The sequence below is a fragment of the Nocardia sp. CA-120079 genome, assembly GCF_050955745.1.
GTDB lineage: Bacteria > Actinomycetota > Actinomycetes > Mycobacteriales > Mycobacteriaceae > Nocardia.
This window is the reverse complement of record NZ_CP192088.1, coordinates 2,584,417-2,609,366: the sequence shown is the minus strand read 5'-3', so window position 1 is coordinate 2,609,366 and position 24,950 is coordinate 2,584,417. Positions and strand designations below refer to the sequence as shown.

Sequence of the window (24,950 nt, the reverse complement as noted above, 5' to 3'; positions counted from 1 at the left end):
GACCACGACAATGCCATGGGGGTACGACAGGTCAAGTCGAGACCGAGACCTCGCCCGCGGTATCGATCTCGGTGCGTCGATCCCGATCCGGTGCATTCGCGAGCACCGTGGCCAATACCCGTCGGCCCATCGGCAATACCCGAACGGTCACCGAACCGGCATTGGCGGCATCCAATTCCCGAGCCGCCGATTCGATCACCTGCTGGCGCACCCACTTCGGCACCCCGGCGAATCCGCCGTCGTCGAGCAGCACCACCTCGACCCCCCGCGAACGTGCGCCACGGGCGGCACTGCTCAATTCGTCGGTCACCAATTGCGGTGCGCGCAGACCGTCCCGGAGTTCGGCCTCCAGCAGCCTGCACTCTTCGCGTTCGCCCGCGGTGAGTTCGGCGCCGTCGGCGATGCGTTCCAGAATCGGGCGCGCCACCTTGTCCAGCCGAGCCAGCTGCCGATCCCGTTCGCCGTTCTGCGCGGCCATGGTCGCCTCGGCGGCCGCACGCATGGTGGCCTCCTCGCGCAGCAGCCGCAGCGAGCGCTGCATCGGCCGCATGACCGCCGCGCCGATCGAAACCCCGGCAACCGTCGCGATCGGCACGATGGATCCGACCACCACCCGCAGGCCGTTCGTCGCGCCGACCACCGCGATCACCGCCGCGATGCCCGCGACACCGCACCACGCCGCACCCAACCGGCCGCGGACCACCAGCACCGCGAGCACATAGGACGACGCGAATGCGGTCCAGACCTGCTTGGACATGCCGTGGTCGATACTCACGGTGGTCAGCGCCGCCGCGATCGGACCGGCGGCGGCCACCGCGATGGCGGCGGGCAGTGGCAGCGGATCGACCGGGATCACCAGGACCAGCACTCCGGCGCCGGCCACCAACACCAGCGCGGTCGCGGCCAGCAGCAGCGGCGATTCGGCGAAATTGCGCACCATGTACAGCAGGATCGTGGCCTCGAAGATGACCAGGAAGAGCCAGGCGGACCGGTCCCGCAGCCCGAGCAGATCGCGCAGGCCGAATTCGTTATCGGTTTCAGCCATCGCCACCCCAGACCAAGGTCACCGTGGTTCCCTCCCCCGGTTGGGATTCCACGAATCCGGCGCCGCCGGCCAGCTGACGCATCCGGCCGAGGATGCTGACCGAGACGCCGAGCCGATCGGCGGGCACCCGGTCCAGATCGAAACCCGCTCCGTCATCGCGGAATACGACACGGATACCGCCCGCACTGATCGTCACCGTGACGGTGCGCTGCACGGTGCGGCCCGCAACGGTGGCGTGGCGCAGACTATTTCGCGCCGCCTCGGCCAGGGCGGCGGCGATGGTGCCCGCCGCGTGCACCGGCAGGCGCAGATCATCGAGTCCGGCCCAGCGGCGCGCGGTGAATCGAATGCCCGGATTCACCTCGTGGATGGCTGAGCGCAGAAAGCCGATCGCCGATTGCGCGTCGAGTCGGTCGGGTTCGGTATTGGTGCCGCGACATTCGTCGAGTTGTTCCAGCGTGCGTTCCGCCTGACCGCGCAGCACCGGCGATTCGGCGCCCGCCCGCGAGGCGTCGAGCAGGGTCGACAGCACCGCGTCGTGGATCAACGCGGCGAAGCGGGCGCGCTCGCGATCGCGTGCCGCGGCACCGGCCACGGCGGCCGCGCGGCGGCTCGCGATCACCGATTCCCGGTCCACCCGCGCGGCCGCCGCGAGTGCGTAGACGCAGCACCACAGGAACAGTGCGCACAGGCCGGCGGCCCTGGCGAAATCGCCGATCAGCGACCAGACCGTCGCATCGGGCAGCACATACCGGTTCGCCACTGCCGCGGTAGCGGCGCCGACCAGGAGATAGCAGGTTGCCAGCGCCGGGCGCCAGGCCAACACGGCCGCCAGCACGCCGAGCGCGATCACCCGATACATCCACACCGACGTGGTGTCGGTCAACGGCGCGGCATAGATGAACGGCATGGTCGTAAGCGCCGCAAGATAACTCAGCGCGGCCGCACCGGCCACCACGCGAATCGCCCTGCGGCCCATGGTGAACGAGACGACCGCGAGCACCGGGAACCAGCCGAGCGCCACGCCGACCACCAGGCTCGCCCACGGACCGGAGACGAATTTCGCCTGGTCGGCGATGTCGGGTAATTCGACGATCGCGACGATCACACCGGCGAGTCCGACGGCCAGGCCCATCCGGCGCAGAATGCGATCCGAGGCCGCTTCGATGATTTTCTCCCTGGACACCGCGATCCGCCCACGGCGCCACCGACTCGCCCGGAACGGGTCGGCGGAGCTCGCAGTGGTTATCGAGGTGTCCAGCGCGCTGGACGCGGTCATCCGCGGGGATGCCGCTCGGGAACCGGTAGCCATCCGTCCTCTACCGCCCGCTTGTAGAGGTCGGTCTTGGTGGGAGCCGGACGACCCGCATCGGCGTACTTCTGCCGGATGCGCCCCAGATAGTCGTTGACGGTCTGTTCGGACAGGCCCGTCAGCCGCGCGACGCGGGAGGCCTTCTCACCGGAGGCGTAGAGGGTGAGTACCTCTTCCTGGCGCGGGCTCAGACCGACATCGGACAGTTGCGGATCGCCGTCGATGGCGGCGGCCCAGTCGGTGGTCACCACCTGCTCACCCGAGGCGGCGCGGCGCACCGCGGCGACCACCGTCGGCACATCTTCGGATTTGCGCACCACGCCGAGCACACCGGCCTTCGCCGCGGCGCGCACCAGGAACGCGTTATCCGCGCCGGTGAATACAAGGACCTCGACGCCGCGGTTGCGCAGCCCGCGCACATTGTCTTCCGGCGATGATCCGTCGGCCAGTCGCAGATCCAGCACGACCAGATCCAGCGGGGCGCTGTTCGCCGCCGCCGCAAGCAGTTCCGGTACCGTCCCCGCGGTCAGCACCAGATCGAGATCGGGTTCCGGCGCCAGCATCGCGGCAAGCCCGATCGCCACCGATTCGTGGTCTTCGACCAGCCCGATCCGGCGCGGTGCTGTTTCGCCCCCTTCGGCCCACATCACCTCGATACTCCGTTCCCGAGCAAACTCGTCACATCCCCGCCGCTACATCGTCGCCTCGTAGTATGCCCGGATCCGCCAGATACCGGTCAGACACCAAAATTCGGGGGACGCGCATTACCCCATGAGCTGCGCCGCGACGGTCGCGCCGAGTTCCCAGCACTGCTGGATCTCCTCCTTACCGGGCGCGCCCATCACGATGACCGGCGCGGCAACCTGCTCCCAGCCGAGTCCGGTGGTCACGCTTCGCACACCACGTTCGGCCCCCTCGGTGCCTTCATTGCCGTGTAGATAGAAGCCGAACGGCCGACCGCGCGTCGAATCGAGGCACGGGTAGTAGAACGTGTCGAACGCATGCTTGAGCGCGCCGGACATATATCCCAGATTCGCCGGGCTACCGAGCAGATAACCATCGGCGGCCAACACATCGCTCGCGGTGACCGCGAGCGCAGCCCTGCGCTCGACCTCCACCCCCTCGATCTCCGGATCCGTCGCTCCCGAGACCACCGCCTCGAACATCGCCTGCATATGCGGTGACGGAGTGTGATGAATGATCAGCAGCCGTGGCACATCCAGCAGCGTACTGCCGCCTCGAGCTCGAGTTGGATCCAAGTGCCCTCAGCTATTGACTGGCGACAAAATAGGAGGAAAATAAAGGTTTACACCAGAAAACCGGAAGTGCCGAACTGTCGGCGGAGACGTCCAAAGGCATGGGAGACACTTTCGAGGATCTGGCCAGGCCCCCGGCAAGCCAGTCGAATATCGGAGCTGTCAGCGACGACTGAAACTCATGAATTCGATGGAGACTACCGGGGACTGCTCTGTGTGGGGGTTCCTTTGCTCGAGTTCCCGGGGGCCTCAAATCGCGAGCGCCTTCGATTCCAGCTATTCGGGCGACATCTGATGTATCCCTGACGCACATATCGCGCCCACGACAATGCACTGATCGCGCAGCCTTCTCGCCGTTTGCCTCCACCACTACATGGTGATCATCCATGCACAGGACATCGAAGCCCACGAGAATGCGCTGGTGGCGGGGCTTCCTGGTGTTCGGGTGCGCCAATGCATGGTGATCGGCTGACCGGATTCGGGGTGGCACCGACGTAGGGATTGGTCAGGGGGTGTGGTCCAGTTTTTCCAGGGCTACTGCGCGGCGCATGGTTTCGCGGGCTCGGGTGCGGTCGCCGGCGTAGTCGTAGGCGCGGGCCAAGCGGTAGGACACGCGCCAGTTGTCGGGGTCGGCCTCCCATTCCTGTTTGACCTTGTTGAAGAGTTCGTCCGCGGCGGCACGCTCGATGCGGCCGGAGGGGCGGCGCGGCACGTTCGAGGTGTCGAGTTCGAGGCCCTCGTCGTGGATGCGGCGGGCCAGATGTTGATGCGCCAGGGCCGCGCGGACGGTGGCGACGACGATCCAGACGCCGAGCAACGGCAGGATCAGCACGCCGATGCCGATGACGACGGCTGCGAGGTCACCGGAACCGATGAGGCTGAGCGCGATGCGGCCCAGCAACACGAAGTAGAAGCCGAGCACGACGACCAGGGCCGCGATGAATGCGACGACCTTGCGGACGTCGGTGCCACGTGCGTCGGTGTCCGAGCCCTGGTCTTCCGGCTGAACCGGTTCCGGTGTCACAGATCCAGGAACGGGTCGAGCCCGACGGTCAGGCCTGGGCGATTGGCGATCTCCCGGACGCCGAGCAATACGCCGGGGGCGAAGGAGGAGCGGTCGATGGAATCGTGGCGGATGGTGAGGGTTTCGCCCTGGGTGCCGAAGAGCACCTCCTGGTGTGCGACGAGTCCGGCCAAGCGCACCGAATGCACGCGAACGCCGTCGACATCGGCGCCGCGCGCGCCCTCGAGTGCCTGGGTGGTGGCGTCGGGGCTGCGGCCGACTCCGGCCTTGTCCCGGGCGGCGGCGATCAGGCCCGCGGTGCGATATGCGGTGCCCGAGGGCGCGTCGACCTTGTTCGGGTGATGCAGTTCGATGACCTCGACCGAATCGAAGAACCGCGCCGCCTGCTCGGCGAACCGCATGGACAGCACGGCGCCGATGGCGAAGTTCGGGGCGATGAGCACACCGGTCTCCGTCCGTCCGGCCAACCAGCCGCGCACCTCGTCGAGGCGCCCCTCATCGAATCCGGTGGTCCCGACGACCGCGTGAATTCCGCGTTCCACCAGGAACTTCAGATTCCCCATCACCACGTCGGGATTGGTGAAGTCGACGACTACCTGGGTGCCCGACTCGGTGAACGACTCGAGCGAATCGTCCTTGTCGACGGTCGCGACCAACTCCAGATCATCGGCCGCCTGCACCGCCGCACAGATCGCCTGACCGACTTTCCCCCGCGCACCGAGCACTCCGACCCGAATGGTCACCGCACCTCCTAATTCCACCAACGATTCCGCCAGCCTATCGACCCCGCTCCCCTCCCGGTCCGCAGACCTCCGGGATCAGCGACACGCAGCTCAGGCGCCCGCCATATTCTCGGCCATCTGCTCCAGCAGGCGCACGGTCTCGATGTACTGGTCGTCGGTGATGCCGTCGAGCATGGCGCGGCGGCGCTTGCCGATCAGGGTGAAGGCTTGGTGGTGGGTGGTGCGGCCGGTGTCGGTCAGGGCGAGGGTGCCCGAATCGTCGCTGACGTCACCGCGATCCACCAGCTGCGCGAGTTGGATGCCCCACTCCGCTGGGTCGTTCCAGAAGGGGGCGAGGCCGTCGCGGACGTCGGCGGCGGGGCGCGGGCCTTCGGCGAGTGAGTTGAGGATCTGCCAGTGGCGGCGGGTCAGACCGGACGCGGCGAGATCGTCCTCGAAGCGGGCGTCGATCCGGCGATCGAGTTCCTTGAGCCAGTAGCCGATCGGACGTAGTGCTGCCATCGTTCCTCCAAAGCATGTAGAATTACAACTACATGTAATATGACATGAAAGTAGGCTCGATGGAAGAGCGCGATGCGGTGACCGCGGCCGTCGAGGCGGCGATGGTGCGGATCCGGCGGCGGCAGACCCGCGGGGCACTTGGCAAAGATTCGCCGGTGCCGATCGCGGTGTTCCGGGTGCTGGACGCGGTAGCAGGCGCGAATGCGGACACCGTCGGAGCCCTGGCCCCGGCATTGGGCGTCGATCAGCCTCGCGCGAGTCGCCTTGTCGCCCAGGCGGTTTCATCCGGTCACTTGGAGCGGGTGGCGGATCAGCAGGACGGCAGGCGAGCCGTCCTGCGACTGACCCCCGCCGGACGCGCCGCCGTAACCGCAGCACGCGACGGCCGCCGCAGCGCCATGGCGGCCGCGATGGCGGACTGGACCGACCGTGAGCGCACCGAATTCGCCCGCCTGCTAGGACGATTCGTCGACGCCCTCGACGAACACCCCGGTCCGCGCGGCTGAAAACCCTGCACAGACCCCACGAGAGGACGAAAATACCGCCGCGCTAATCGAACACGATGACCTGCCGCAGCGCATGCCCGGCAGCGAGTTCATCCATGGCGCGGTTGATTTCGTCCAATCCGACATGCGAGGAAACCAGCTTCTCGACGGGCAACCGACCCTCGCGCCACATCCGAACGTACTCCGGGATATCGCGGGAGGGCACCGCCGAGCCCAGGTAGCTGCCGATGATGGTGCGGCCCTGCGCGACCAATGCGAGAGGCGAAATGCTCGCACGGGCATCGGGGGCAGGCAGTCCGACCGTAACGGTCGTACCGCCGGGCCCTGTTGCGGCAATGGCGGTTTCGAAGGCGCGGACATTGCCCGCGGCTTCGACGACGACATCGGCCTGTACGCCCTGCTCCACGAGTACGGCCGGTGTGTACACGGCGCTCGCCCCGAGTTCCTTTGCGAGAGCGAGCTTTTCCGGCACGGTATCGACGGCGATCACCTCGTGCCCACCGAGCGACACCGCGACGAGCACCGCCGCCATGCCGACGCCGCCGAGCCCCACGACCATGATCCGATCTGCCGCACCGGGTTTCGCGGAGTTGAGCAGCGCACCACCGCCGGTGAGCACCGCGCAGCCCAGTACCGCGGCAACCTCCGGCGGGACATCCGCATCGACCGGAACCACCGATCGGCGATCGACGACGGCGTGCGTCGCGAAGGCGGACACGCCGAGGTGATGATGCACCTGCGCACCCTCGCGGTGCAGCCGCAGTCCACCGTTCAATAGCTCACCCGCATTGTTGGCAACGCTGCCCGGCCCACACGGCGTGCGGCCGTCACTGGCACAACCCGCGCACTCCCCGCAGCGCGGCAGGAAGGTCATCACCACACGCTGCCCCACCGCGAGATCACTGCCACCGCGGCCGATCGCTTCGACGATGCCCGACGCTTCGTGTCCGAGCAGCATCGGCACCGGTCGCACCCGGTTTCCGTCCACCACCGACAGGTCGGAATGACACAGCCCGGCGGCCTCGATCCGCACCAGCAACTCACCCGAACCCGGCTCCCCCAGATCCAGCTCACAGACGGTGATCGGCGCCGACTCGGCGAACGGCGTGGGCGCTGCGATCCGCTCCAGGACCGCCCCTCGAATCTTCATTCCACGACGCTACCGCGCAGCGTCACAGACAGACCAACATGGCCCGCATCACTCGGGGGTGGCACCATGGAGCGCGATTGGCTAACCTCGACGCCCGTGACGGTGCTCCCGTAGGCCGCCTTGTACCGAGCCCGGGGTCGGGACCGTCACGACACAAGGAGAAATCCCCTGGCCCACCCGTCACCCGACCACCACCCCGCACGGAATCGCTCCGCGATGCCCTCTGTCCAGTTCAATCACACCATTGTCGGTTGCCACGACAATCGGGTGTCAGCCGAATTCTGGTCGGACATCCTTGGTTTGGAACTAGGAAAAGAGTGGGGTCCGTTCATCCCGTTGCCGACGGGGAACGGAGTCACCTTCGACTTCGCGAATGTGCCGCCCCACATCACCGAAATCCAGCCCCAGCATTACGCATTCCTGATCTCCGAGGCCGAGTTCGACGCGGCCTACGCCAAGATCCAGCGCTACAAACTGGAGCATTGGGCCGACCCCCGACAACAGGGCGTCAACGAGATCAACCACAACGATGGTGGTCGCGGCGTCTATTTCCTCGACCCGAGTGGTCACTTCATGGAGCTGATCACCGTTCCCTACGGTGGTTGGCCGACGTAGTGCGCGCCGTCGGGGCAGCCGTCAACTGTGGATGCCCCGACGTGCTGGTTTTGCGGAGCGCTGCCGGCCTGTTCGCGCGGGTCGGCTGAGCGTCACACCGCGGCGGTCGGTGGCCAGGGATTCGGTTTGACGCTCGTCGGTTTGCGGGTCGGCACATCATCCCAATCGAAGTGGATGCCCACCCATGCCTTCGGACGATCGAAGTTGATTTCCTGGGCGGCGAAACGGGTGCCGACGAAGGAGATGTCGCCGAAGAAGTCACCTTCGGTGAAATCGACTATGCGCCCGCCGAGCACCGTCTGCGGGAATCTGACGCCACCGTGGAATTCGGCGCGCGCAAAGTCCGTTTCGCGGGTGCCCCTGTTTCGCAGTCGATTCGACGCACCTACCCTGGCCTCGTCGAAGGCCGTGAGCGTGGCGTAGAACTGCGCGCCTCCGAATGTGACACGGGCACTCACGAATTCAGCGCGATCGAAGGCGATGTGGTCACCGTCGAAGGCGGCACGCTCGAACAAGGTCAGCTCCGCCCGGAACTTCGCGTCCTGGAACGAGGTTCGCGCGCCGAGGAAGCGGGCGCCGCTGAAGTTTGTGCGCGGACCTTTGAAAGTCGCACTCTCGAATGACACCGAACTTTCGAAAGTGACCTCGGCGAAGGTCGTACCATAGCCTGCTGGTTCCCGCTTCTCGATGAGGCTGGTATCGAACGTCGCGCGGTCGAACAGCGCCGGGCCGTCCCGGAAGGTCGCGCCACGGAAGGTGACATGGTGTCCGTCGAACCGCGCGCGCTCGAAGGTCGAGGGTCCAATGAACCTCGCCCCGGCGAACGCCGTGTGCCGCCCGGAGAACACCGCGTCTCGGAAATCAGCCGTCTCCAGCACCGCACCTCGGAAAGACACGTTGCACGCCGACCACGAGATGTCCGCCGAGGGTCTCAGGTGCTGTGCAATCACGCGGACGATGGCGCGGCGCACCTCCCGATCGTTCTGCCGGAACTGGTAGACCCGCGCGACCTTGATCCCCGTTTCCTCCGTCGATTCGGTCCGCGAGACAAGATGATTCGCGCCATCGGCCGGTTCGTACGGCAACTGTAGATACCCACACAGCACGTCGACGCACTGCTGTCTTCGACTCGGTGCCGAGAACTCATCGGCCACCCCCGCCATCGCGTAAACCCCGGCGATCCGCACCGCCACATCCGCGTCCCCCAACTGCCGCGCCGCCGCTCCGAACAACTCCGCGAACCGCCCGCGCTCCAGATCCCGCTGCCGCCGATACGCCACCACCAGTGCGACCGCTCCGCCAACCCCGGCGGCCACCGACAGCGCGATCTTGGTGAGGTCCAACTGATTCGGCGTCTCGGCCTTCGCACCCAGGAGCCACCACAACAACCACCAGGTCAGCCCGGCGATCACCAATCCACCGACCACCGCGCCCACCACCGCGAGCAACAGTGCCGCGCGGTGTAGTCGGTTGTCCAACCGCCCCCATCGCATCTCCGCATGGTAGCCGGATCGTCGCTCGCCGACTACCCGGCCGGATCAGCTACACCTGCGCCCCTTACCTTTTCGAATGCGATTCATGATGCGTGGCGGGGCGACCGATCCGGCGGTCACGGTAGATCGGTCAGGCACGGCCCCGGATCGGCTGCTGGTCGAACCGGCCGCGCAATTGTTCGGTCACCTCCCACAGCCGCCGGGCGGTGGCCACATCGTAAGACTGTGGGGACGACCTGACAGGGTTGAATCGGTTGTAGTAAGAACCACTTTCGATGTCAGAGCTGGTGGCAAGTTCGATGATCGGCGCCGCCCCCTTGGCCGTCGGAAGCGAAATGGCGTGCATGGCCGCCACCCGCAGGCGCGGAAACTGCCGTCCGAGATCGGAGCGAACCATTCCAGGATGCAATGCGAGGATGGCCAACTCGGGATGCCGACGCTGCAATTCGTAGCTGAACAACAGATTTGCCAGTTTGCTGCGGCTATAGGCGATGAACGGATCGTAGTGACGTTCGCTGCCGAGGTCAGCGAAGTCGAGATCTATTGCACCCGAGTGGAATAGCGCTGCGCGATGGCCCTCGGAATTGACATTCACCACTCGCCCGGCACCGCGCTGCAACAGCGACAGGAGAACGCCGGTCATCGAGAAGGGCGCCAGGTGGTGCACGGCGAAGTTCAACTCGACGCCCTCGGCGGTGACCTCTCGGTCGGGCACCATCACTCCGGCGTTGTTCACCAGCGTGTCCACCGTATCGGTCACCTGGACGATCTGCGCTGCGGCACGGTCGATTCCGGCCGCCGTGGCGACATCGGCGGTGATCACGGCGGCATCGGGCAACTCGGCGCGCAATTCGGCGGTGCGGCGCGGGTCCCGCCCGATGAGAATCAACCGGTGTCCATCGCGCGCCAGCCGCCGCGCGGCATGCCGGCCCATTCCAGATGTGGCGCCGACGAAGACGATGGTTCGTGATTCCGATGCGCTCATGCCGCACCCGCCACACGAGATGCCGAGCGCAGCCCGTAGACGGCGGAGATCACGCGTTCGCGTAGCGATACGGGCAGGTGGACCAGCAGCGCGAAAGTGCGGATGCCGGTCCCCGCGGCGTAGTGTCGCTTGGGCTTTCGCGTCGTCACCGCCTGCACCACCGCTCGCGCGACCGGACCGACCGGACCGAGTCGCATGCGTGCACCGGCCGCCGCGACGGCCTCGAGCTGGCTGCGGTAGAGCGCGACGCGCTCCGGGTCGGACTCGGAGAACGCTTGCTGTGCACCCAGTTCCGCTTTGGCGAAGATCTCCGTGCGGGTGCCACCGGGCTCAACGAGAACCACCGGAATATTCCAGGCGGACAGTTCCAGCCGCAGTGCATTCGACCAGGACGCCAGAGCCGCCTTACTCGCCGAAATGGGCGCCATGAACGGTATCGGGAGGCGCGCGGTAGGCGCACTGATATTGACGATGCGGCCTCGGCCCGCGCGCACCAGCGGCAGAAACTCTCGGCAGACGTAGGCCGGGCCGAGCGTGTTCACGTCGAACTGGCGGCGCAGCTGATCGGGTGTTACCAGTTCGAGCGGCCCCTGCACGATGATTCCGGCGTTGTTGATCAGCGCGTGCAGCCCCTCGGAGCCGACCTGCTCGGCGACCGCGGCAGCCGCGCGGGCCACACTGTCGGGATCGGTGACATCCATTGCTACCGAACGAATTTCGGCGGAATCATGACTGGGCGCCGTGGAGTGCACACCCACATAGACGGTATAGCCCCGCTGGATCAGCAGATCGGTGACCGCGGCGCCGATGCCGCCGGTGGACCCGGTGATGAAGACATTGCCCTGACCGTGTTTCGGCACGGCTCCTCCAGATGTTCGAATCAACATGTTACTTTGAACAGGTGAACGCGAAGGAAGCCTCTCAGATGTCTATCGACATGTCAACAGGAACATGTCCACATGAACACAACGCGGGTGATCAACCGTGTCACTGAGACATGCCCTCCTGGGACTACTCGCCGAAAACCCGGCGAGCGGCTGGGATCTGAGCCAGCGATTCGATGAGGTACTGGGTTCGGTTTGGCCCGCCGGGCATCCACAGATCTACAGCGAGCTGCGCAAATTACAGGAGAACGGATACATCGCCGTCGACGCCGAGGGCCCGCGCGGACGCAAGGACTACCGGATCACCGAGGCGGGCCTGACCGAGGTCAGGCGCTGGCTGACCGAGACCGAGGTAGACCACACCATTCGATTGGAACCGCTGCTGCGTTCGGTGTTCTTCTGGCTGATGACACCCGAACAGGTAGCCGAACACCTCGACCGCGAGGCTGCCTACTACCACGGCCTCGCGGAGAACTACCGCAAGATCGCCGCCGCCAAGGACCGCGGCGAATACGGCCGAAGCCCGCAGACGGATTCGCTGCGCATCGCCGCCGAGGCCGGAATCCGGCTGTCCTCGGCCCTCGGCGAGTGGGCGGACTGGACCAAAGCGCGCCTGTCGCAGGAGTCGCCAGACGAGTAGCGCCGAATCGGCTACCCCTGCGCCCCTTGCGTTTTCGCTTCCTGATTCCGGCGCAGTCCGAGCCCCGCCGCCACCAGGCACGCGAAGGCGACCGCACCGACGAACCATGGGAACACCTCGCTCAGACCCCATTCGGTGGCCGCCCAGCCTGCGAGGATGGTCGGCAGCGCCATGGCGGTGTAGGCGAGCAGATAGTAAGCCGACATGGTCTCGCCGCGCTTGTGTTGCGGCACGACCTCGGACAGATGCCGCAGCGAACCACCGAAGCCGAGTCCGAAGGTCCCGCCGAGTAATACTCCGGCCAGCAGCACCACTACCCAGTTGCCGGTGTGCAATGCGGGCACGGTCAGCACCAGCGCCACCGCCATGCCGGTATCGCCGCCGATTGCCGCGCGCCGCGCCGGAATTCCGGTCGCGAAGAGCTGAGCCGTGGCACCGGCCACCGCGGTCGACGCGACGACCGCGCCACCGAAGACGAGATTGTGGATGCCGGTCTCCGCCGAGGCGAGCGACGGATACAGCGACAGCAGCACGCCGAGCACCGACCAGGCCGCCATCACACCCAGCGCGGAGAACCAGAAGTCACCGCGAATCTCCTGCGGCACCGCCGGTTTCGCGATCGTAATGCGCCCGGCGATCCGGGCGGTATGCGGTTCCCGCAATGCGATGACACCGACGCCGATGAGCAAGCACACCACCGTGATGACGACATACGGCATGCGCAGCGGATGCGGCGCGTACTGCGCCAGCAATGCCGAACCCAGAATCGCCACGGCCATACCAACATTGAAGGCAACACCACTGAGCTGACCGGACCGCGCACCGTGCTTCGGCCGCAGATCCAGCAGCGCCGCCGCACCGGCGACCACCGTCGAGCCGACCGCCAGCCCGTGCAGCGCCCGCGCAACCAACAGCATCGCGACATTGTCGGCCAACAGGAACACCACCAGCCCGATGATCATGGTGGCGATTGCACCGAGCAGCACCGGCTTGCGACCGACCACATCGGAGATGCGACCGGATACCAGCACCGCGGCCAGCGCCGCGAATGCGTATACCGCGAAAACGAAGGTCGTCGTGAGTGGCGTGAAATGCCATTCCTTCTGATACATGCCGTACAGCGGCGCGGGCACCCCGGAGACGCCGAGCGCCACCCCGCTCGCCGCCAGAATCAGCGCATAGGCCCAGCGCTGGGAGGTCTGCTGGTCGGCCGCCACCGTCATTATCGCTGCCATCGGAACCCCGATCAGGTAAGTTTGATGATGATCGAACTTCAATAGACGATACAGCCGGTACGATGACCATCAAACCACTGTGAGGTAGATCATGACCGAAACTAAGGAATCGGCCACCGAGGCGCCTCCGGTCGCCTCGTTACCCGCCGTGCTCGGCGCCCTGCAGGATCCGGTGCGGCTGGAGATGGTGCGACGGCTGAGCAACGCGGGCACCGCCGTGCGCTGCGGTGCGCTCTATGAGGTGATCAACAAGTCGACCGCCACCCATCACTTCAAGATTCTGCGCGAAGCCGGTGTCATCGAGCGACTGATTATCGACGGGCAGACCTGCCAGCGTCTGCGCTCCGAGGACCTCGACAATGCCCTGCCCGGCCTGCTGCCCTCGATCGTCGAGGCGGCGAACCGCGCCCGCAGCGACTGAGTCAACCCGTGGGCGTCGGCAGCACCGGCGGCGTGAAATGGAACGTCGGAACGGTCGGCGGTGATTTCGGGGCGGTCGGCACCGGAGTTCGCTCATCGCTGTGGAAGGTCTGCGTCGCGGTCTGCTGTAAACCCCACCAGATCGCGAGCGCCATCAACGCCGCGACCAACAGCACGCCCCCGACATACGCGTCGAACATCCGCCACCGGTACTCCAGCGCCTGCACCAGCAGAATCTCGAGCAGCAACGTCGCGACCACAATGCCCACGATGGCGACGAACACCCCGAACGCCGCAGGCTGGCGAGCCCAATGCCGCAGCGCGGCAAGCATTCCGACGAGCAGCAGCCCGCCAACGACCACGACGATCACGCTCAACAGGGCGAACTCCTCCCCCGCACCGCGATCCGACTCGCCGTCGCGCCGCACGACCCACGCCCCGAACAGCAGCAGATGCGCCAGCGCAGCACCCACCACCCCGACCAGCACCACGATGTACCCGCCGCGCACTTCGTCGGCCGACCAATCCGATCGCAATACCAGCGCACCGATATCGGCGACGAAACTCGAGAGCAGCCCGATCACCAACGCCGACAACGCTTCCGGACGCCCTAGCAACCGCTTACGCAGATATCCCGGCGGCAGCTGACTACTCAGCTTCCGGAACACGCCGAACCACGCACCGAGGACACCAACGAACAGCGCCGGTGTCAGCACCCGCATACCACCCGTGGGAATCCACATCGATAGGGAGACCACGGCGGCCGCGAAGAACCACCCCCAGGCGGCCAGCCTGATCAGCGCCCGCCACATGATTTCGGCGAGCAGCCGACGTGCACCCGCATTGCCCGGATTCGAGCCGAGCAGTCCACGCAGCGTCGCGACTGCCTTATCCCTGGTCGCGATGTTCTCGAAATCCAGCCGCGCGCGGGTCTGCAGCAGTTCGGCATGCGCCGGGTCCTCGGCGAGACCGGCTTCGACGTGGCGTCTGGCCGCATCCGAATCATGTAGTCGCCGATAGGTTTCCGCCGCGTGGGCGTGTGTGCCCGCATGTGCGGGGGCGAGTTGGGTCGCCCGTTCGAGAGCAACGCGGGCTTCGGCTCGTTGTCTATCGGAGGTCGCCGCATCGGCGACGACTCGCGCAAGCACCAGCAGGGCGGCGACATTGTCGGGTGCCAACCGAGTCGCCATGCGGGCGTGCCGTTGCGCTTCCTCACGCATGGTGTAGGCGTCGTAGGCCAGGGCCGCGGTCAGGTACGCGTCGATGCGCGCCGGATCGGCGGCGATCGCCGCGGTCGCATAGCGCAGCGCCTCGTCGGTCTGATCGAGTCGATAGGCGATGTCGGCAATGCGTTCCAGCAACACCGGATCGTCCGGTTGCTCGACCAATGCCTCGCCGATGATCCGGCGCGCCTCGTCGAGCCGTCCGAGTTCGACCGCCACCTCGGCACGCCCCAGCGCCGATCCCGTCATATCCACCCCGATCGGATCGGTGGCCGGGCGCGAATCGCACCGGCCACCTTGTTGATCTACCTCAGTCCTCGACCAATCGCCGCACCGCGGCGGGCAAGTCCCGGGTGCGCCGGTACGGTCCGGCCACCGCGGCCGCGAACGGCCGCGCCAGCAGGGTACGAGCGATCGCGGAGACCTCATCGGTGGTCACCGCATCGATGCGCGTCAGCGTCTCCGAGACGCTGCGGTGGTTGCCGTAACTCAGTTCGCTGCGCCCGATCCGGTTCATCCGCGATGCCGAATCCTCCAGGCCGAGTACGAGTCCGCCACGCAATGAACCCTTGGCACGCGCGCATTCCGCGTCGGTAATGCCATTGGCCGCGATCTCTCCCAATACCCCGCGCGCCAATGTCGCCACCTTGCCGAGATTTTCCGGCTGACAGCCGATGTACACCGAAAACGCGCCGGTATCGGCGAAGGTGTCGACGCTGGAATACACCGAGTACGCCAGTCCGCGTTCCTCCCGAATGCATTGGAACAGCCGCGAACTCAGGCCCCCGCCGACCACGGTATTGAGCACAGACAGCGGCCAGCGACGCTCCCCCTCGTGCCGCCCGAAGGCGCGCACGCCGAAGGCCAGATGCGCCTGTTCGCTGTCGCGATGGCACCAGTGCAGCTCAGGTGCGCTGTGCGGCCGAAAGCGGCCCTCGCGACGGCGGGCCGGCTCAGCGGCCGGGTCGAGCCGGGGCGCGAATGCGCGCTGCACCAATTCCACGGTGTGGTCGTGCTCCACATTGCCCGCGACCGCGACGACCATCCGGTCGGGCCGGTAGCGCCGCAGATGGAAGCCGCGCAACTGCGCGGCATTCATCGCCTCGATGGTTTCGATGGAGCCGATCACCGGCCGCCCGATCGGATGATCACCGAAGAGCGCGGACAGAAATGCGTCGCCGACCAGATCCTCCGGATCATCGTCGCGCATGGCGATCTCCTCGAGCACCACCTGCCGCTCGACGTCCACGTCCTCGGCCCGGCATAGGCCGTTGAGTACGACATCGGAGACCATATCGACGGCCAGCGGCAGATCCTCGTCGAGGACATGGGCGTAGTAGCAGGTCTGCTCCTTCGCGGTGAACGCGTTGAGCTCGCCGCCGACCGCGTCCATCGCCTGCGCGATATCCAGCGCCGAACGCGTCGGAGTCGCCTTGAACAGCAGGTGTTCCAGGAAATGCGCGGCACCCGCGACGGTCGGTCCCTCGTCGCGCGAGCCGACCCCCACCCACACCCCGATCGACGCCGAACGCACGCCGGGCACATGTTCGGTGACCACGCGCAGCCCGCCGGGTAGTACGGTGCGCCGCACCCCCGCGTCCGTGCCCCGCATCTGGTCCATCCGCAGCTCGAGAGACGAACCCCCCTGCTCGCCGCGGAGCAGAGGGGTTGTCGTCTTCTTCTTCGTCACAGAGACAAGTACTACTCGGTCTCCGCCTGGCCCGCATCAACGGATTCGGCGGCCTCCGGCTCGTCGGCGCTCTCGTCGACCGGCACCAGCGAAATCTTGCCGCGGTTGTCGATATCGGCGATCTCCACGCGCAGCTTGTCGCCGACGTTCACCACGTCCTCGACCTTGGCCACGCGCTTGCCGTTGCCCAGCTTGGAGATGTGCACCAGGCCGTCGCGGCCGGGCAGCAGCGAGACGAACGCGCCGAAGGCGGTGGTCTTGACGACCGTGCCGAGGAAGCGCTCGCCGACCTTCGGCAGCTGCGGGTTCGCGATGGCGTTGATCTGGTCGATCGCCGCCTGCGCCGCGGGGCCGTTGGTCGCACCGACGTAGACGGTGCCGTCATCTTCGATCGAGATGTTGGCGCCGGTCTCCTCGGTGATCTGGTTGATCACCTTGCCCTTCGGGCCGATGACCTCACCGATCTTGTCGACCGGGATCTTGATCGCGGTGACGCGCGGAGCGTAGGGGCTCATCTCGTCCGGGGTGGTGATGGCCTCGGCCATGACCTCCAGGATGGTGGTACGTGCGTCGTGCGCCTGGCTCAGCGCACCGGCCAGCACCTGCGAGGGGATGCCGTCCAGCTTGGTGTCCAGCTGCAGCGCGGTGACGAAGTCCGGGGTGCCCGCGACCTTGAAGTCCATATCGCCGAAGGCATCCTCGGCGCCGAGGATGTCGGTCAGCGCGACGTAGCGAACCTCTTCCTCGCCCTTGTCGTTGGTGATCGTGTCCGATACCAGGCCCATGGCGATACCGGCGACCGGCGCCTTCAGCGGCACACCGGCGTTCAGCAGCGACAGGGTCGAGGCACAGACCGAACCCATCGAGGTGGAACCGTTGGAGCTCAACGCTTCCGAGACCTGACGGATGGCGTAGGGGAACTCTTCCTGGCTCGGCAGCACCGGGATGAGGGCCCGCTCGGCCAGCGCACCGTGGCCGATCTCACGACGCTTCGGCGAACCGACGCGACCGGTCTCACCGGTGGAGAACGGCGGGAAGTTGTAGTGGTGCATGTACCGCTTGGAGGTCTCCGGGCCGAGCGAGTCGACCTGCTGGGCCATCTTCACCATGTCGAGGGTGGTGACGCCCATGATCTGGGTCTCGCCACGCTCGAACACCGCCGAACCGTGGGCCCGCGGGATCACGGCGACCTCGGCGGACAGGGCACGGATATCGGCCAGACCGCGACCGTCGATGCGGAAGCCGTCGGACAGGATGCGCTGGCGCACCAGCTTCTTGGTGACCGAGCGGAATGCCGCGCCCAATTCCTTCTCGCGACCGGAGAAGTCGTCGGCCAGCCGGTCCAGCACGGCGAGCTTGATCTCGTCGATCTTCGCCTCGCGCTCCTGCTTGTCGGCGATGCTCAGCGCCTCGCCCAGCTCACGCTTGGCAGTGCCCTCGACGGCCTCGTAGACATCGGCCTCGTACGGCGGGAAGAGCGGGAACTCCTCGGTCGGCTTGGCAGCCAGCGAGGCCAGATCCTGCTGCGCCTTGCACAGGCGGGCGATGAACGGTTTGGCGGCCTCGAGGCCCTGCGCCACCACGGCCTCGGTCGGCGCCTGCGCACCGCCCTCGACCAGTGCGATGACCTTTTCGGTGGCCTCGGCCTCGACCATCATGATGGCCACGTCACCGGATTCGACAACGCGACCCGCGACGACCATGTCGAAGACCGCGCCCTCGAGCTGCTCGACCGTCGGGAACGCGACCCACTGGCCGTCGATCAGCGCGACGCGCACGCCGCCGACCGGGCCGGAGAACGGCAGGCCCGAGATCTGGGTGGACGCGGAGGCGGCGTTGATGGCCACGACGTCGTACAGGTCGTTCGGGTCCAGGCTCAGCACGGTGACCACGACCTGGATCTCATTGCGCAGGCCGTCCACGAAGGACGGACGCAGCGGACGGTCGATCAGACGGCAGGTCAGGATCGCGTCGGTGGAGGGGCGGCCCTCACGACGGAAGAACGAACCCGGGATGCGACCCGCGGCGTACATGCGCTCTTCGACATCGACCGTCAGCGGGAAGAAGTCGAACTGATCCTTGGGGTGCTTGCCCGCGGTGGTCGCGGACAGCAGCATGGTCTCGTCGTCCAGGTAGGCGACGACCGAACCGGCGGCCTGGCGGGCCAGGCGGCCGGTCTCGAAGCGGACGGTGCGGGTTCCGTAGGTGCCGTTATCGATCAGCGCGACGGATTCGAACACACCGGGTTCGACCTCGATGGCCGAAGATGTAGTTGTTTCAGACATTTCTCTGCTCTCAACCTCTCGTCTTCGCTGGATCGAGCGCCGGGGGGCGCGATCCAGCTCTCGTCAGCCGTACCGGATACGGACGCGCGGCAACCCTCCTGGCTGCGACGCGCACACCCGGCCGAATCCCCTTGGAAACGGCGACGCGGAGGCGGTCATCGATCGAAGCCCGCCGGCGACTGCTCGCCTGCCGGGAGGCCACTACCGAAGACCGACGCCACGCGGGCGGGTGCATACGGCTGTGCAATGTTGTCGTGCAAACGGAGCTGTGAATACCCCTCATACACATATAGCCAACGGGGAGATTGTACTTCTCTCCGTTGGCTACCTGATCGACCGGCTCTGCCAAGCAGCGTGTCGAGCGCTTCCACACCCGACCCGACCACCACGGAGCGAGTCTTACGAGCGACGTTCGCGGCCGTCTCGCGTCCGAGTCGTCGAAGCGCTACGCGATGCTGTCATTCCCGGCCGCGAACACGCGGCGCCGCAGGCGCCGCAAGAAATTACCGACGCAGACCCAGGCGCTCGATCAGCGATCGGTAGCGCTGGATGTCCTTGTCGGCGAGGTACTTCGACAGGCGCTTGCGACGACCGATCAGCGCCATCAGGCCGTGGCGGGTGTGGTGGTCGTGCTTGTGCTTCTTCAGGTGCTCGGTGATGTCGGCGATCCGCCTGGACAGCAGCGCGATCTGCGCCTCCGGGGAACCGGTGTCCTTCTCGTGCACGCCGTACTCGGCGAGAATGGCCGACTTCTGCTCGGTGGTCAGCGCCATGGGGCATCCACTCCTATTTCTCAGTTCCGCGCTCGAGGATTCCGGTTACCCGGCCGGGTGCCACCGCGGACCGCAGCAAACCCGAGGAGCCACCTTACCCGACACCCCCACACCGAACCGAATCCGGTCAGGAGTCGGCGGCGGTGAGAACCTTGCGGGAGTTCTCGACGTCGCGGGCCATGGCCTCGAGGAGTTCGTCGATGGAATCGAATTTGCGCATACCGCGCAGATGCTCGACGAAATCCACCGCGACGTGCTGGCCGTACAGGTCGGCCTCACTGTCGAGCACATAGGCCTCGACGGTGCGGGCGCGCCCCGAGAAGGTGGGATTGGTGCCGATCGAAATCGCGGCCATCGCGCGCTGCCCCGGCGTCACGGTGCCGATGGTCGGGCCGGGACCGAGCACGGTGAACCAGCCCGCGTAGACGCCGTCGGCCGGAATCGCGGCGTACATGGGCGGTGCGATATTCGCGGTCGGGAAGCCGAGCTCACGGCCGCGGCCGTCGCCGTGCACGACCACGCCCTCGACCCGATGCGGACGGCCGAGCGCCTCGGCGGCCGCGGCCATATCGCCCGCGTCCACGCAGGCGCGGATATAGGTGGAGGAGAAGGTGACCGCGTGCTCGCCGAGCAGTTTCACGCCGTCGACCTCGAAGCCGAAGCGCTCACCGAGTTCGCGCATGGTCTCGATGGTGCCCGCAGCCTTCTTGCCGAAGGTGAAGTTGTCACCGACCACGACCTCGGTCACATGTAGCCGCTCGACCAGCAGATCGTGGACGTAGCGTCCCGGCGTCAGCTTCATGAATTCTTGGGTGAAGGGCATGACGCAGAACACGTCGACGCCGAGCTCCTCGGCCAATTCCGCGCGCCGGGTCAGCGTGGTCAACTGCGCCGGATGCGAGCCGGGGCGTACCACTTCCATCGGGTGCGGATCGAAGGTCATCAACACCGCCGGAACACCCCGCGCGGCAGCGGACTTCACGGCCCTGCTGATCAGCTGCGCGTGGCCGCGATGCACACCGTCGAATACGCCGATCGTGAGCACGCACCGCCCCCAGTCCGCGGGTACGTCATCGAGGCTTCGCCATCTCTGCACAGTCCGCAGCCTACGCAAAACGAGGGGCGAACAGTATTCGGAGGTGTCGATCCGCACTCCGGCCCGAGCCCCGTGTGTACATGGGGTGAATTGCGGGTTCAGCTGGGTGAGCAGTGTTCAAGTGTCTGAATGTGTGAATCGGGAGTCCAATGCATAAGCTCGAAGATGTGCCCGGTAAACGAGACATCGCAACCCGACGCGAGCTGGCCGACACCGCAGCGCAGCCGACCGAGACCACAGGCCCCCACGGCAGCACCGCGACGATTGCGCCGGAGCTCACCTCGGTCGCCCAGGACTATCTGAAAGTGATCTGGACCGCTCAGGAGTGGTCGCAGGAAAAGGTATCTACGAAACTGCTCGCCGAACGGATCGGTGTCTCGGCCTCGACCGTCTCCGAGGCGGTGCGCAAGCTCGCCGATCAGGGCCTTGTCGAACACGCCCGGTACGGATCCATCACCCTCACCGAGCACGGGCGCCGTGCGGCGGTCGCCATGGTGCGGCGGCATCGGCTGATCGAGACATTCCTGGTCAACGAACTCGGCTACGGCTGGGATGAGGTACACGACGAGGCCGAGGTGCTCGAGCACGCGGTGTCGGAGCTGCTGATGGCCCGCATCGACGCGAAACTCGGCTATCCAGACCGGGATCCGCACGGCGATCCCATTCCCTCGGTTGACGGTGCGGTGCCGACGCCGCCCGCTCGCCAGCTCAGCGACTTCCGCGCGGACGAATCCGGCCATGTCGCACGGATTTCCGATGCCGATCCGGATATGCTGCGCTACTTCGATTCGGTCGGCATCGCCCTCGATACGCCGATCGTCGTGGTGGAACGCCGAGACTTCGCGGGCACCATCGCGATTCGCATCGGGGACCGCACCATCGATCTCGGCCGCCCTGCGGCCGAAGCCATCTGGCTCAGCGACTGACGATCGCGTGCCGGTGGTGACGAATCGTTGTCACCACCGCACGCCGCCGCGGCCACCGCGTCCGCGGCAAGAACAAACTCCGATACCCACCTATCGCATCGTTGGGCCTCGGAGTTAGCACAGGTCAAGCCCCATAGAAATTTCGCGCGCCGAATCGGTCAGCGCGATAGGAAATTCAGCAGCGCACGGAATTCGGACGGCGAGGGGAAGCCGTCCCCGTCCGTATCTGCCGCCGCAAGCAGCGATTCGGCGGGCTCGTCGATCAGTCCAGCACCGACATGGCGGATCAGGGATCCGAGTTCTTCGACCGAGATCTTGCCGTCGCCGTGATATCGAAGACCGTGAAGGCCGCATCGGCATCGGTGACCTCGATACGGCCGCCGACCAGTGCGGCATCGAATTCGGCCCGGGAGACTACCTCGCATAGGGCACACCCTGCGCGAGGTAGTCAATGGCTATGCGGCACCGGTCAGCCGGCGGCGGGCACGCGGTCGGTTGTGAAGGCAGCGCGCTTTTCGTGGGCGGCGGCCAGCCAGAAGAATATCGGAGGGAGGGCGAATTCTATTGCGGTGAGGACGATTTGGAACCAGTGCGGCCAGCCGTAGACGGCGACCGAGATCAAACGGGCGACGCCGCTCAGTAGGAAGATTCCGGCGAGCCAGCGCACCGCGAGTGCGGAGATCGGATTTTGGCGGGCTGCCCAGATCCAGGCGAGGCCGTAGCCGAGGAAGATGCCGCCGAAGAAGCGAGTCTGACTGTCGGCGGTGACGCCGGAGGACCCCATATCGGGGATGCCGTCGATTCCGGCGGCCATGTGGAATACGCCGATACCAACGATGACAACGCCCATCGCCATGGACAGCCATTTGAGTGCCGCGGTCATGAATTCCTCCCTTCACTAGTAGACGTATGTCTACTAAGCCCGACCCTACGACGCTTAGTAGACATACGTCAACTAATCTGGCAGGGTGACCCGCCGCCGCCTCGCCCCCGACGAACGCCGCCGCCTGCTGCTCGACGCGGGCGCGAAACTGTTCGCCGAACGCGCCTACGATGCGGTGCTGATGGAGGACGTCGCGGCGGCGGCCGGTGTTTCGCGCGCCCTGCTCTACCGCCACTTCCCGACCAAACGCGACCTCTTCGCGGGCGTCTACCAGCTGGCCGCCGATCGCCTGCTGGTCGCCACGAAACTCGATACCGAAACCCCGCTGTCCGAACAGCTCGCGGCCGGACTCGACGAGCACTTCGACTATTTCGAGGCCAATGCCAATACGGTGGTGGCCGCCAACCGCCTGCTCTCGGGCGATCCGACCATCCAGGCGATCATCTCGGGCGAACTCGGCGAACTCCGGGTGCGCCTGCTCGACGTCATGGGCGTCGAAGGCCGAATCCGCGAGCTCACCTCATCGGTGCTGATGGGCTGGCTGACCTTCGTCCGGGTGCTATCGGTCGACTGGCTGGAAAACCGCACCTGCACCCGCAGCGAACTCCGCGATATCTGCGTCGGCGCGCTGCTCGGCGCGCTGGAACCGCTCGCGATCAAAGATTCGACGGACGCACGACCATGACCGAGGCCGCGCGCTTACCGCTCTCCTGCAATAGCGCGATCGCGCGGCCGGACGGGTCGACAGCGGCGTAGACACCGGATATGCCGACCGGCTCGAGCCAGCGACCGTTACGCAGATCGTCGGCCTGCTTGTCATCGATATCGCGGTGCGGGAATGCGATTCGGATGGCGTCGTCGATATCCAGACTCAATAGCGCGTTTTCGGATTCGGCCAATTCGTCGAGGGTTCTGGCGTGTTCGAGGGTGAACGGGCCGACCCTGGTGCGGCGCAAGGCGGTCAGATGGCCGCCGACGCCCAGTGCGGCACCCAGATCGCGCGCGAGGGCACGAATGTAGGTGCCGGACGAACATTCGACCACCACATCCAAATCGACGAACTCCGAAATATCCCGGCGGGCCAGGATATCGAAGCGCGAGACGGTGACCGGACGCGCGGCGAGCTGTACGTCTTCACCGGCCCGGTGCCGGGCATAGGCGCGTTCGCCGTTCACCTTGATGGCGCTGACCGTGGCAGGCACCTGTTCGATGTCACCGGTCAATTCCGCAGTGTGCGTGGCGATTTCGGCATCGGTGAGATGGGTCGCCGACGCGGTCGAGAGCACTTCGCCCTCGGCATCGTCGGTGGTGGTGGCCTGGCCGAGTCGAATGGTCGCGGTGTAGGCCTTGGTGGTCAGCGTGAGCAGGCCGAGCAGTTTGGTGGCGCGTTCGACGCCGAGCACCAGCACGCCGGTGGCCATCGGGTCGAGCGTCCCGGCGTGGCCGATCTTCTTGGTGCGCAATAGTTTTCGACATTTCGCGACAACGTCGTGGCTGGTCCAGCCGCCGTCCTTGTCGACGATCAGCAGACCGCCGAGTGCGTCGATCCGGGCGTCGGCCATCAGTCGTGCACGATCGCGGTCAGGATGAGTCCGTCGCCGATCATCCAGCGCCCGTCGAAGGAAATCAGCGGCGCGCCACCATCGGTGACCTGTCCCGGCACCAAAATCTGGCTGTGGAACGTCCCCGAACCCGCGCCATCGGAACTCTCGTCAATGGTAAAGGTGATGTGGGCGTCCTCGAAGCCGAGCCAGCGTGCGGTCAATGGCCACCACGCCTTGTAGGTGGCCTCCTTCGCGCAGAACAGCAAGCGGTCCAGGTGCAGACCCGAACCGGCGACCCGCGCCAACCAGTCCCGCTCGGGGGGCAGGCTCACCGAATCCAGCACGCCCTCGGGGAGCGTGCCGTGTGGTTCGGCGTCGATGCCGATCGAGCGGAACCGCAGTTTGTGACCCAAGGCCGCCGCCCGGTAGCCGTCACAGTGCGTCAGGCTGCCGACAATGCCGCGCGGCCACACCGGTGCGCCCCGCTCGCCTTTGCCGATCGCGACCGGAGCCTCACCCAGTTCCACCAGCGCCAGCCGGGCACAGTGCCGAGCACCGATGAAGTCCCGGCGGCGCTTCTCCACCGACTTCTCGATGAGGTGCGCCTCGGCCGGATACGGCTGCAGATCCTCGGGATACTCCAGGAGCTCTGCCGAAGCCACGCCAGCCGGCAGAATTTTCTCGATCAACTCCTCCGCCTCCCCGAACCTTCAGGCCAGAC

General features: G+C 66.3%; 27 protein-coding genes. 6 read left to right on the top strand and 21 right to left on the bottom strand.

Annotated features, from left to right (window positions below; all coding sequences use genetic code 11):
* Positions 1-31 precede the first annotated feature (31 nt).
* From ACQPYR_RS12020 to ACQPYR_RS11990, 7 genes are all read right to left on the bottom strand, one after another.
* Positions 32-1,045: a hypothetical protein gene (locus ACQPYR_RS12020; RefSeq protein WP_433631168.1), complete on the bottom strand. Its 1,014-nt coding sequence runs from the start codon at positions 1,043-1,045 to the stop codon at positions 32-34.
* Positions 1,038-2,324: an ATP-binding protein gene (locus ACQPYR_RS12015; RefSeq protein WP_433631165.1), complete on the bottom strand. Its 1,287-nt coding sequence runs from the start codon at positions 2,322-2,324 to the stop codon at positions 1,038-1,040. Before ACQPYR_RS12015 ends, ACQPYR_RS12020 begins: the two co-directional genes overlap by 8 nt.
* Positions 2,321-3,004 carry a response regulator transcription factor gene (locus ACQPYR_RS12010; RefSeq protein ID WP_387290019.1) on the bottom strand — a complete coding sequence of 228 codons (684 nt, stop codon included), beginning with the start codon at positions 3,002-3,004 and terminating at the stop codon, positions 2,321-2,323. Before ACQPYR_RS12010 ends, ACQPYR_RS12015 begins: the two co-directional genes overlap by 4 nt.
* A gap of 117 nt (positions 3,005-3,121) precedes the next feature.
* Complete coding sequence (locus ACQPYR_RS12005; protein ID WP_157124579.1) at positions 3,122-3,574, bottom strand: flavodoxin family protein; 453 nt, start codon at positions 3,572-3,574, stop codon at positions 3,122-3,124.
* Positions 3,575-4,118: 544 nt separating this feature from the next.
* Positions 4,119-4,637 (bottom strand): hypothetical protein, encoded by a 519-nt coding sequence (locus tag ACQPYR_RS12000; RefSeq protein ID WP_433631162.1) that lies wholly within the window; start codon positions 4,635-4,637, stop codon positions 4,119-4,121.
* Positions 4,634-5,380, bottom strand: a complete 747-nt coding sequence (dapB, locus tag ACQPYR_RS11995; protein ID WP_433631159.1) for a 4-hydroxy-tetrahydrodipicolinate reductase — start codon at positions 5,378-5,380, stop codon at positions 4,634-4,636. The genes ACQPYR_RS12000 and dapB overlap by 4 nt, the downstream gene beginning before the upstream one ends.
* A 90-nt stretch (positions 5,381-5,470) precedes the next feature.
* The gene (locus ACQPYR_RS11990) at positions 5,471-5,881 is read right to left on the bottom strand and encodes a MarR family winged helix-turn-helix transcriptional regulator (RefSeq protein ID WP_433631156.1); all 411 of its coding nucleotides are present in this window, start codon (positions 5,879-5,881) and stop codon (positions 5,471-5,473) included.
* 59 nt (positions 5,882-5,940) lie between these two features.
* Between ACQPYR_RS11990 and ACQPYR_RS11985 the strand changes: the two genes are divergently transcribed.
* The gene (locus tag ACQPYR_RS11985; protein ID WP_433631153.1) at positions 5,941-6,387 is read left to right on the top strand and encodes a MarR family winged helix-turn-helix transcriptional regulator; all 447 of its coding nucleotides are present in this window, start codon (positions 5,941-5,943) and stop codon (positions 6,385-6,387) included.
* A gap of 43 nt (positions 6,388-6,430) precedes the next feature.
* Here ACQPYR_RS11985 and ACQPYR_RS11980 read toward each other — a convergent pair whose 3' ends face one another.
* Positions 6,431-7,537, bottom strand: a complete 1,107-nt coding sequence (locus ACQPYR_RS11980; RefSeq protein WP_433631151.1) for a zinc-binding dehydrogenase — start codon at positions 7,535-7,537, stop codon at positions 6,431-6,433.
* A 216-nt stretch (positions 7,538-7,753) separates the two neighbouring features.
* Here ACQPYR_RS11980 and ACQPYR_RS11975 point away from each other — a divergent pair, with 216 nt between their 5' ends.
* Complete coding sequence (locus ACQPYR_RS11975; protein WP_433631148.1) at positions 7,754-8,152, top strand: VOC family protein; 399 nt, start codon at positions 7,754-7,756, stop codon at positions 8,150-8,152.
* Between the two features lie 92 nt (positions 8,153-8,244).
* Here the strand turns inward: ACQPYR_RS11975 and ACQPYR_RS11970 are convergent, their stop codons facing one another.
* From ACQPYR_RS11970 to ACQPYR_RS11960, 3 genes are all read right to left on the bottom strand, one after another.
* Positions 8,245-9,645, bottom strand: coding sequence for a pentapeptide repeat-containing protein (locus ACQPYR_RS11970; protein WP_433631146.1), 1,401 nt, complete (start codon positions 9,643-9,645; stop codon positions 8,245-8,247).
* Positions 9,646-9,775: 130 nt separating this feature from the next.
* Positions 9,776-10,630: an SDR family NAD(P)-dependent oxidoreductase gene (locus tag ACQPYR_RS11965; RefSeq protein ID WP_433631143.1), complete on the bottom strand. Its 855-nt coding sequence runs from the start codon at positions 10,628-10,630 to the stop codon at positions 9,776-9,778.
* Entirely contained in the window at positions 10,627-11,490 is an 864-nt protein-coding gene (locus ACQPYR_RS11960) for an SDR family NAD(P)-dependent oxidoreductase (RefSeq protein WP_433631140.1), read from the bottom strand. The genes ACQPYR_RS11965 and ACQPYR_RS11960 overlap by 4 nt, the downstream gene beginning before the upstream one ends.
* 124 nt (positions 11,491-11,614) lie before the next feature.
* Between ACQPYR_RS11960 and ACQPYR_RS11955 the strand changes: the two genes are divergently transcribed.
* On the top strand, positions 11,615-12,154 hold the full coding sequence (locus ACQPYR_RS11955) for a helix-turn-helix transcriptional regulator (protein ID WP_433631138.1): 540 nt from the start codon (positions 11,615-11,617) through the stop codon (positions 12,152-12,154).
* A gap of 11 nt (positions 12,155-12,165) precedes the next feature.
* Here the strand turns inward: ACQPYR_RS11955 and ACQPYR_RS11950 are convergent, their stop codons facing one another.
* Entirely contained in the window at positions 12,166-13,401 is a 1,236-nt protein-coding gene (locus ACQPYR_RS11950) for an MFS transporter (protein ID WP_433635109.1), read from the bottom strand.
* A gap of 79 nt (positions 13,402-13,480) precedes the next feature.
* Here ACQPYR_RS11950 and ACQPYR_RS11945 point away from each other — a divergent pair, with 79 nt between their 5' ends.
* Positions 13,481-13,810 carry an ArsR/SmtB family transcription factor gene (locus ACQPYR_RS11945; RefSeq protein WP_433631135.1) on the top strand — a complete coding sequence of 110 codons (330 nt, stop codon included), beginning with the start codon at positions 13,481-13,483 and terminating at the stop codon, positions 13,808-13,810.
* 1 nt (position 13,811) lies between these two features.
* Here ACQPYR_RS11945 and ACQPYR_RS11940 read toward each other — a convergent pair whose 3' ends face one another.
* From ACQPYR_RS11940 to ACQPYR_RS11920, 5 genes are all read right to left on the bottom strand, one after another.
* On the bottom strand, positions 13,812-15,281 hold the full coding sequence (locus ACQPYR_RS11940) for a tetratricopeptide repeat protein (protein WP_433631133.1): 1,470 nt from the start codon (positions 15,279-15,281) through the stop codon (positions 13,812-13,814).
* A 61-nt stretch (positions 15,282-15,342) separates the two neighbouring features.
* The gene (locus ACQPYR_RS11935) at positions 15,343-16,644 is read right to left on the bottom strand and encodes a M16 family metallopeptidase (protein ID WP_433631130.1); all 1,302 of its coding nucleotides are present in this window, start codon (positions 16,642-16,644) and stop codon (positions 15,343-15,345) included.
* A gap of 89 nt (positions 16,645-16,733) precedes the next feature.
* Complete coding sequence (locus ACQPYR_RS11930) at positions 16,734-19,007, bottom strand: polyribonucleotide nucleotidyltransferase (protein ID WP_433631128.1); 2,274 nt, start codon at positions 19,005-19,007, stop codon at positions 16,734-16,736.
* A 503-nt stretch (positions 19,008-19,510) separates the two neighbouring features.
* Complete coding sequence (gene rpsO, locus ACQPYR_RS11925) at positions 19,511-19,780, bottom strand: 30S ribosomal protein S15 (protein ID WP_433631126.1); 270 nt, start codon at positions 19,778-19,780, stop codon at positions 19,511-19,513.
* 127 nt (positions 19,781-19,907) lie between these two features.
* On the bottom strand, positions 19,908-20,876 hold the full coding sequence (locus tag ACQPYR_RS11920) for a bifunctional riboflavin kinase/FAD synthetase (protein WP_084509053.1): 969 nt from the start codon (positions 20,874-20,876) through the stop codon (positions 19,908-19,910).
* 149 nt (positions 20,877-21,025) lie between these two features.
* On the opposite strand from ACQPYR_RS11920, the gene ACQPYR_RS11915 reads away from it, so the two are divergent.
* Positions 21,026-21,802: a metal-dependent transcriptional regulator gene (locus ACQPYR_RS11915; RefSeq protein ID WP_040692983.1), complete on the top strand. Its 777-nt coding sequence runs from the start codon at positions 21,026-21,028 to the stop codon at positions 21,800-21,802.
* 158 nt (positions 21,803-21,960) lie between these two features.
* Here the strand turns inward: ACQPYR_RS11915 and ACQPYR_RS11910 are convergent, their stop codons facing one another.
* Positions 21,961-22,227: an EF-hand domain-containing protein gene (locus ACQPYR_RS11910; protein ID WP_433631123.1), complete on the bottom strand. Its 267-nt coding sequence runs from the start codon at positions 22,225-22,227 to the stop codon at positions 21,961-21,963.
* A 44-nt stretch (positions 22,228-22,271) separates the two neighbouring features.
* Complete coding sequence (locus tag ACQPYR_RS11905) at positions 22,272-22,685, bottom strand: DUF4345 domain-containing protein (protein WP_433631120.1); 414 nt, start codon at positions 22,683-22,685, stop codon at positions 22,272-22,274.
* An 85-nt stretch (positions 22,686-22,770) separates the two neighbouring features.
* Between ACQPYR_RS11905 and ACQPYR_RS11900 the strand changes: the two genes are divergently transcribed.
* The gene (locus ACQPYR_RS11900) at positions 22,771-23,370 is read left to right on the top strand and encodes a TetR/AcrR family transcriptional regulator (protein ID WP_433631118.1); all 600 of its coding nucleotides are present in this window, start codon (positions 22,771-22,773) and stop codon (positions 23,368-23,370) included.
* Here the strand turns inward: ACQPYR_RS11900 and truB are convergent.
* A complete protein-coding gene (gene truB / locus ACQPYR_RS11895; RefSeq protein ID WP_433631116.1) occupies positions 23,342-24,247 on the bottom strand; it encodes a tRNA pseudouridine(55) synthase TruB in 906 nt (301 codons plus the stop codon). The genes ACQPYR_RS11900 and truB overlap by 29 nt on opposite strands.
* A complete protein-coding gene (npt, locus tag ACQPYR_RS11890) occupies positions 24,247-24,918 on the bottom strand; it encodes a 4'-phosphopantetheinyl transferase Npt (protein WP_433631114.1) in 672 nt (223 codons plus the stop codon). Before npt ends, truB begins: the two co-directional genes overlap by 1 nt.
* Between the last annotated feature and the right edge of the window lie 32 nt (positions 24,919-24,950).

Excerpts from the sequence above, each read along its gene's own strand:
- ACQPYR_RS11930 (WP_433631128.1), bottom strand. The coding sequence starts at position 19,007 with ATGTCTGAAACAACTACATCTTCGGCCATCGAGGTCGAACCCGGTGTG.
- ACQPYR_RS11970 (WP_433631146.1), bottom strand. The coding sequence starts at position 9,645 with ATGCGATGGGGGCGGTTGGACAACCGACTACACCGCGCGGCACTGTTG.
- ACQPYR_RS11965 (WP_433631143.1), bottom strand. The coding sequence starts at position 10,630 with ATGAGCGCATCGGAATCACGAACCATCGTCTTCGTCGGCGCCACATCT.
- ACQPYR_RS12010 (WP_387290019.1), bottom strand. The coding sequence starts at position 3,004 with ATGTGGGCCGAAGGGGGCGAAACAGCACCGCGCCGGATCGGGCTGGTC.
- ACQPYR_RS11945 (WP_433631135.1), top strand. The coding sequence starts at position 13,481 with ATGACCGAAACTAAGGAATCGGCCACCGAGGCGCCTCCGGTCGCCTCG.
- ACQPYR_RS11985 (WP_433631153.1), top strand. The coding sequence starts at position 5,941 with ATGGAAGAGCGCGATGCGGTGACCGCGGCCGTCGAGGCGGCGATGGTG.
- ACQPYR_RS11905 (WP_433631120.1), bottom strand. The coding sequence starts at position 22,685 with ATGACCGCGGCACTCAAATGGCTGTCCATGGCGATGGGCGTTGTCATC.
- truB (WP_433631116.1), bottom strand. The coding sequence starts at position 24,247 with ATGGCCGACGCCCGGATCGACGCACTCGGCGGTCTGCTGATCGTCGAC.
- rpsO (WP_433631126.1), bottom strand. The coding sequence starts at position 19,780 with ATGGCGCTGACCACCGAGCAGAAGTCGGCCATTCTCGCCGAGTACGGC.
- ACQPYR_RS11935 (WP_433631130.1), bottom strand. The coding sequence starts at position 16,644 with ATGCGGGGCACGGACGCGGGGGTGCGGCGCACCGTACTACCCGGCGGG.
- ACQPYR_RS11990 (WP_433631156.1), bottom strand. The coding sequence starts at position 5,881 with ATGGCAGCACTACGTCCGATCGGCTACTGGCTCAAGGAACTCGATCGC.
- ACQPYR_RS12015 (WP_433631165.1), bottom strand. The coding sequence starts at position 2,324 with ATGACCGCGTCCAGCGCGCTGGACACCTCGATAACCACTGCGAGCTCC.
- ACQPYR_RS11915 (WP_040692983.1), top strand. The coding sequence starts at position 21,026 with ATGCATAAGCTCGAAGATGTGCCCGGTAAACGAGACATCGCAACCCGA.
- ACQPYR_RS11975 (WP_433631148.1), top strand. The coding sequence starts at position 7,754 with ATGCCCTCTGTCCAGTTCAATCACACCATTGTCGGTTGCCACGACAAT.
- ACQPYR_RS11980 (WP_433631151.1), bottom strand. The coding sequence starts at position 7,537 with ATGAAGATTCGAGGGGCGGTCCTGGAGCGGATCGCAGCGCCCACGCCG.
- ACQPYR_RS11910 (WP_433631123.1), bottom strand. The coding sequence starts at position 22,227 with ATGCGAGGTAGTCTCCCGGGCCGAATTCGATGCCGCACTGGTCGGCGG.
- ACQPYR_RS11940 (WP_433631133.1), bottom strand. The coding sequence starts at position 15,281 with ATGACGGGATCGGCGCTGGGGCGTGCCGAGGTGGCGGTCGAACTCGGA.
- ACQPYR_RS12020 (WP_433631168.1), bottom strand. The coding sequence starts at position 1,045 with ATGGCTGAAACCGATAACGAATTCGGCCTGCGCGATCTGCTCGGGCTG.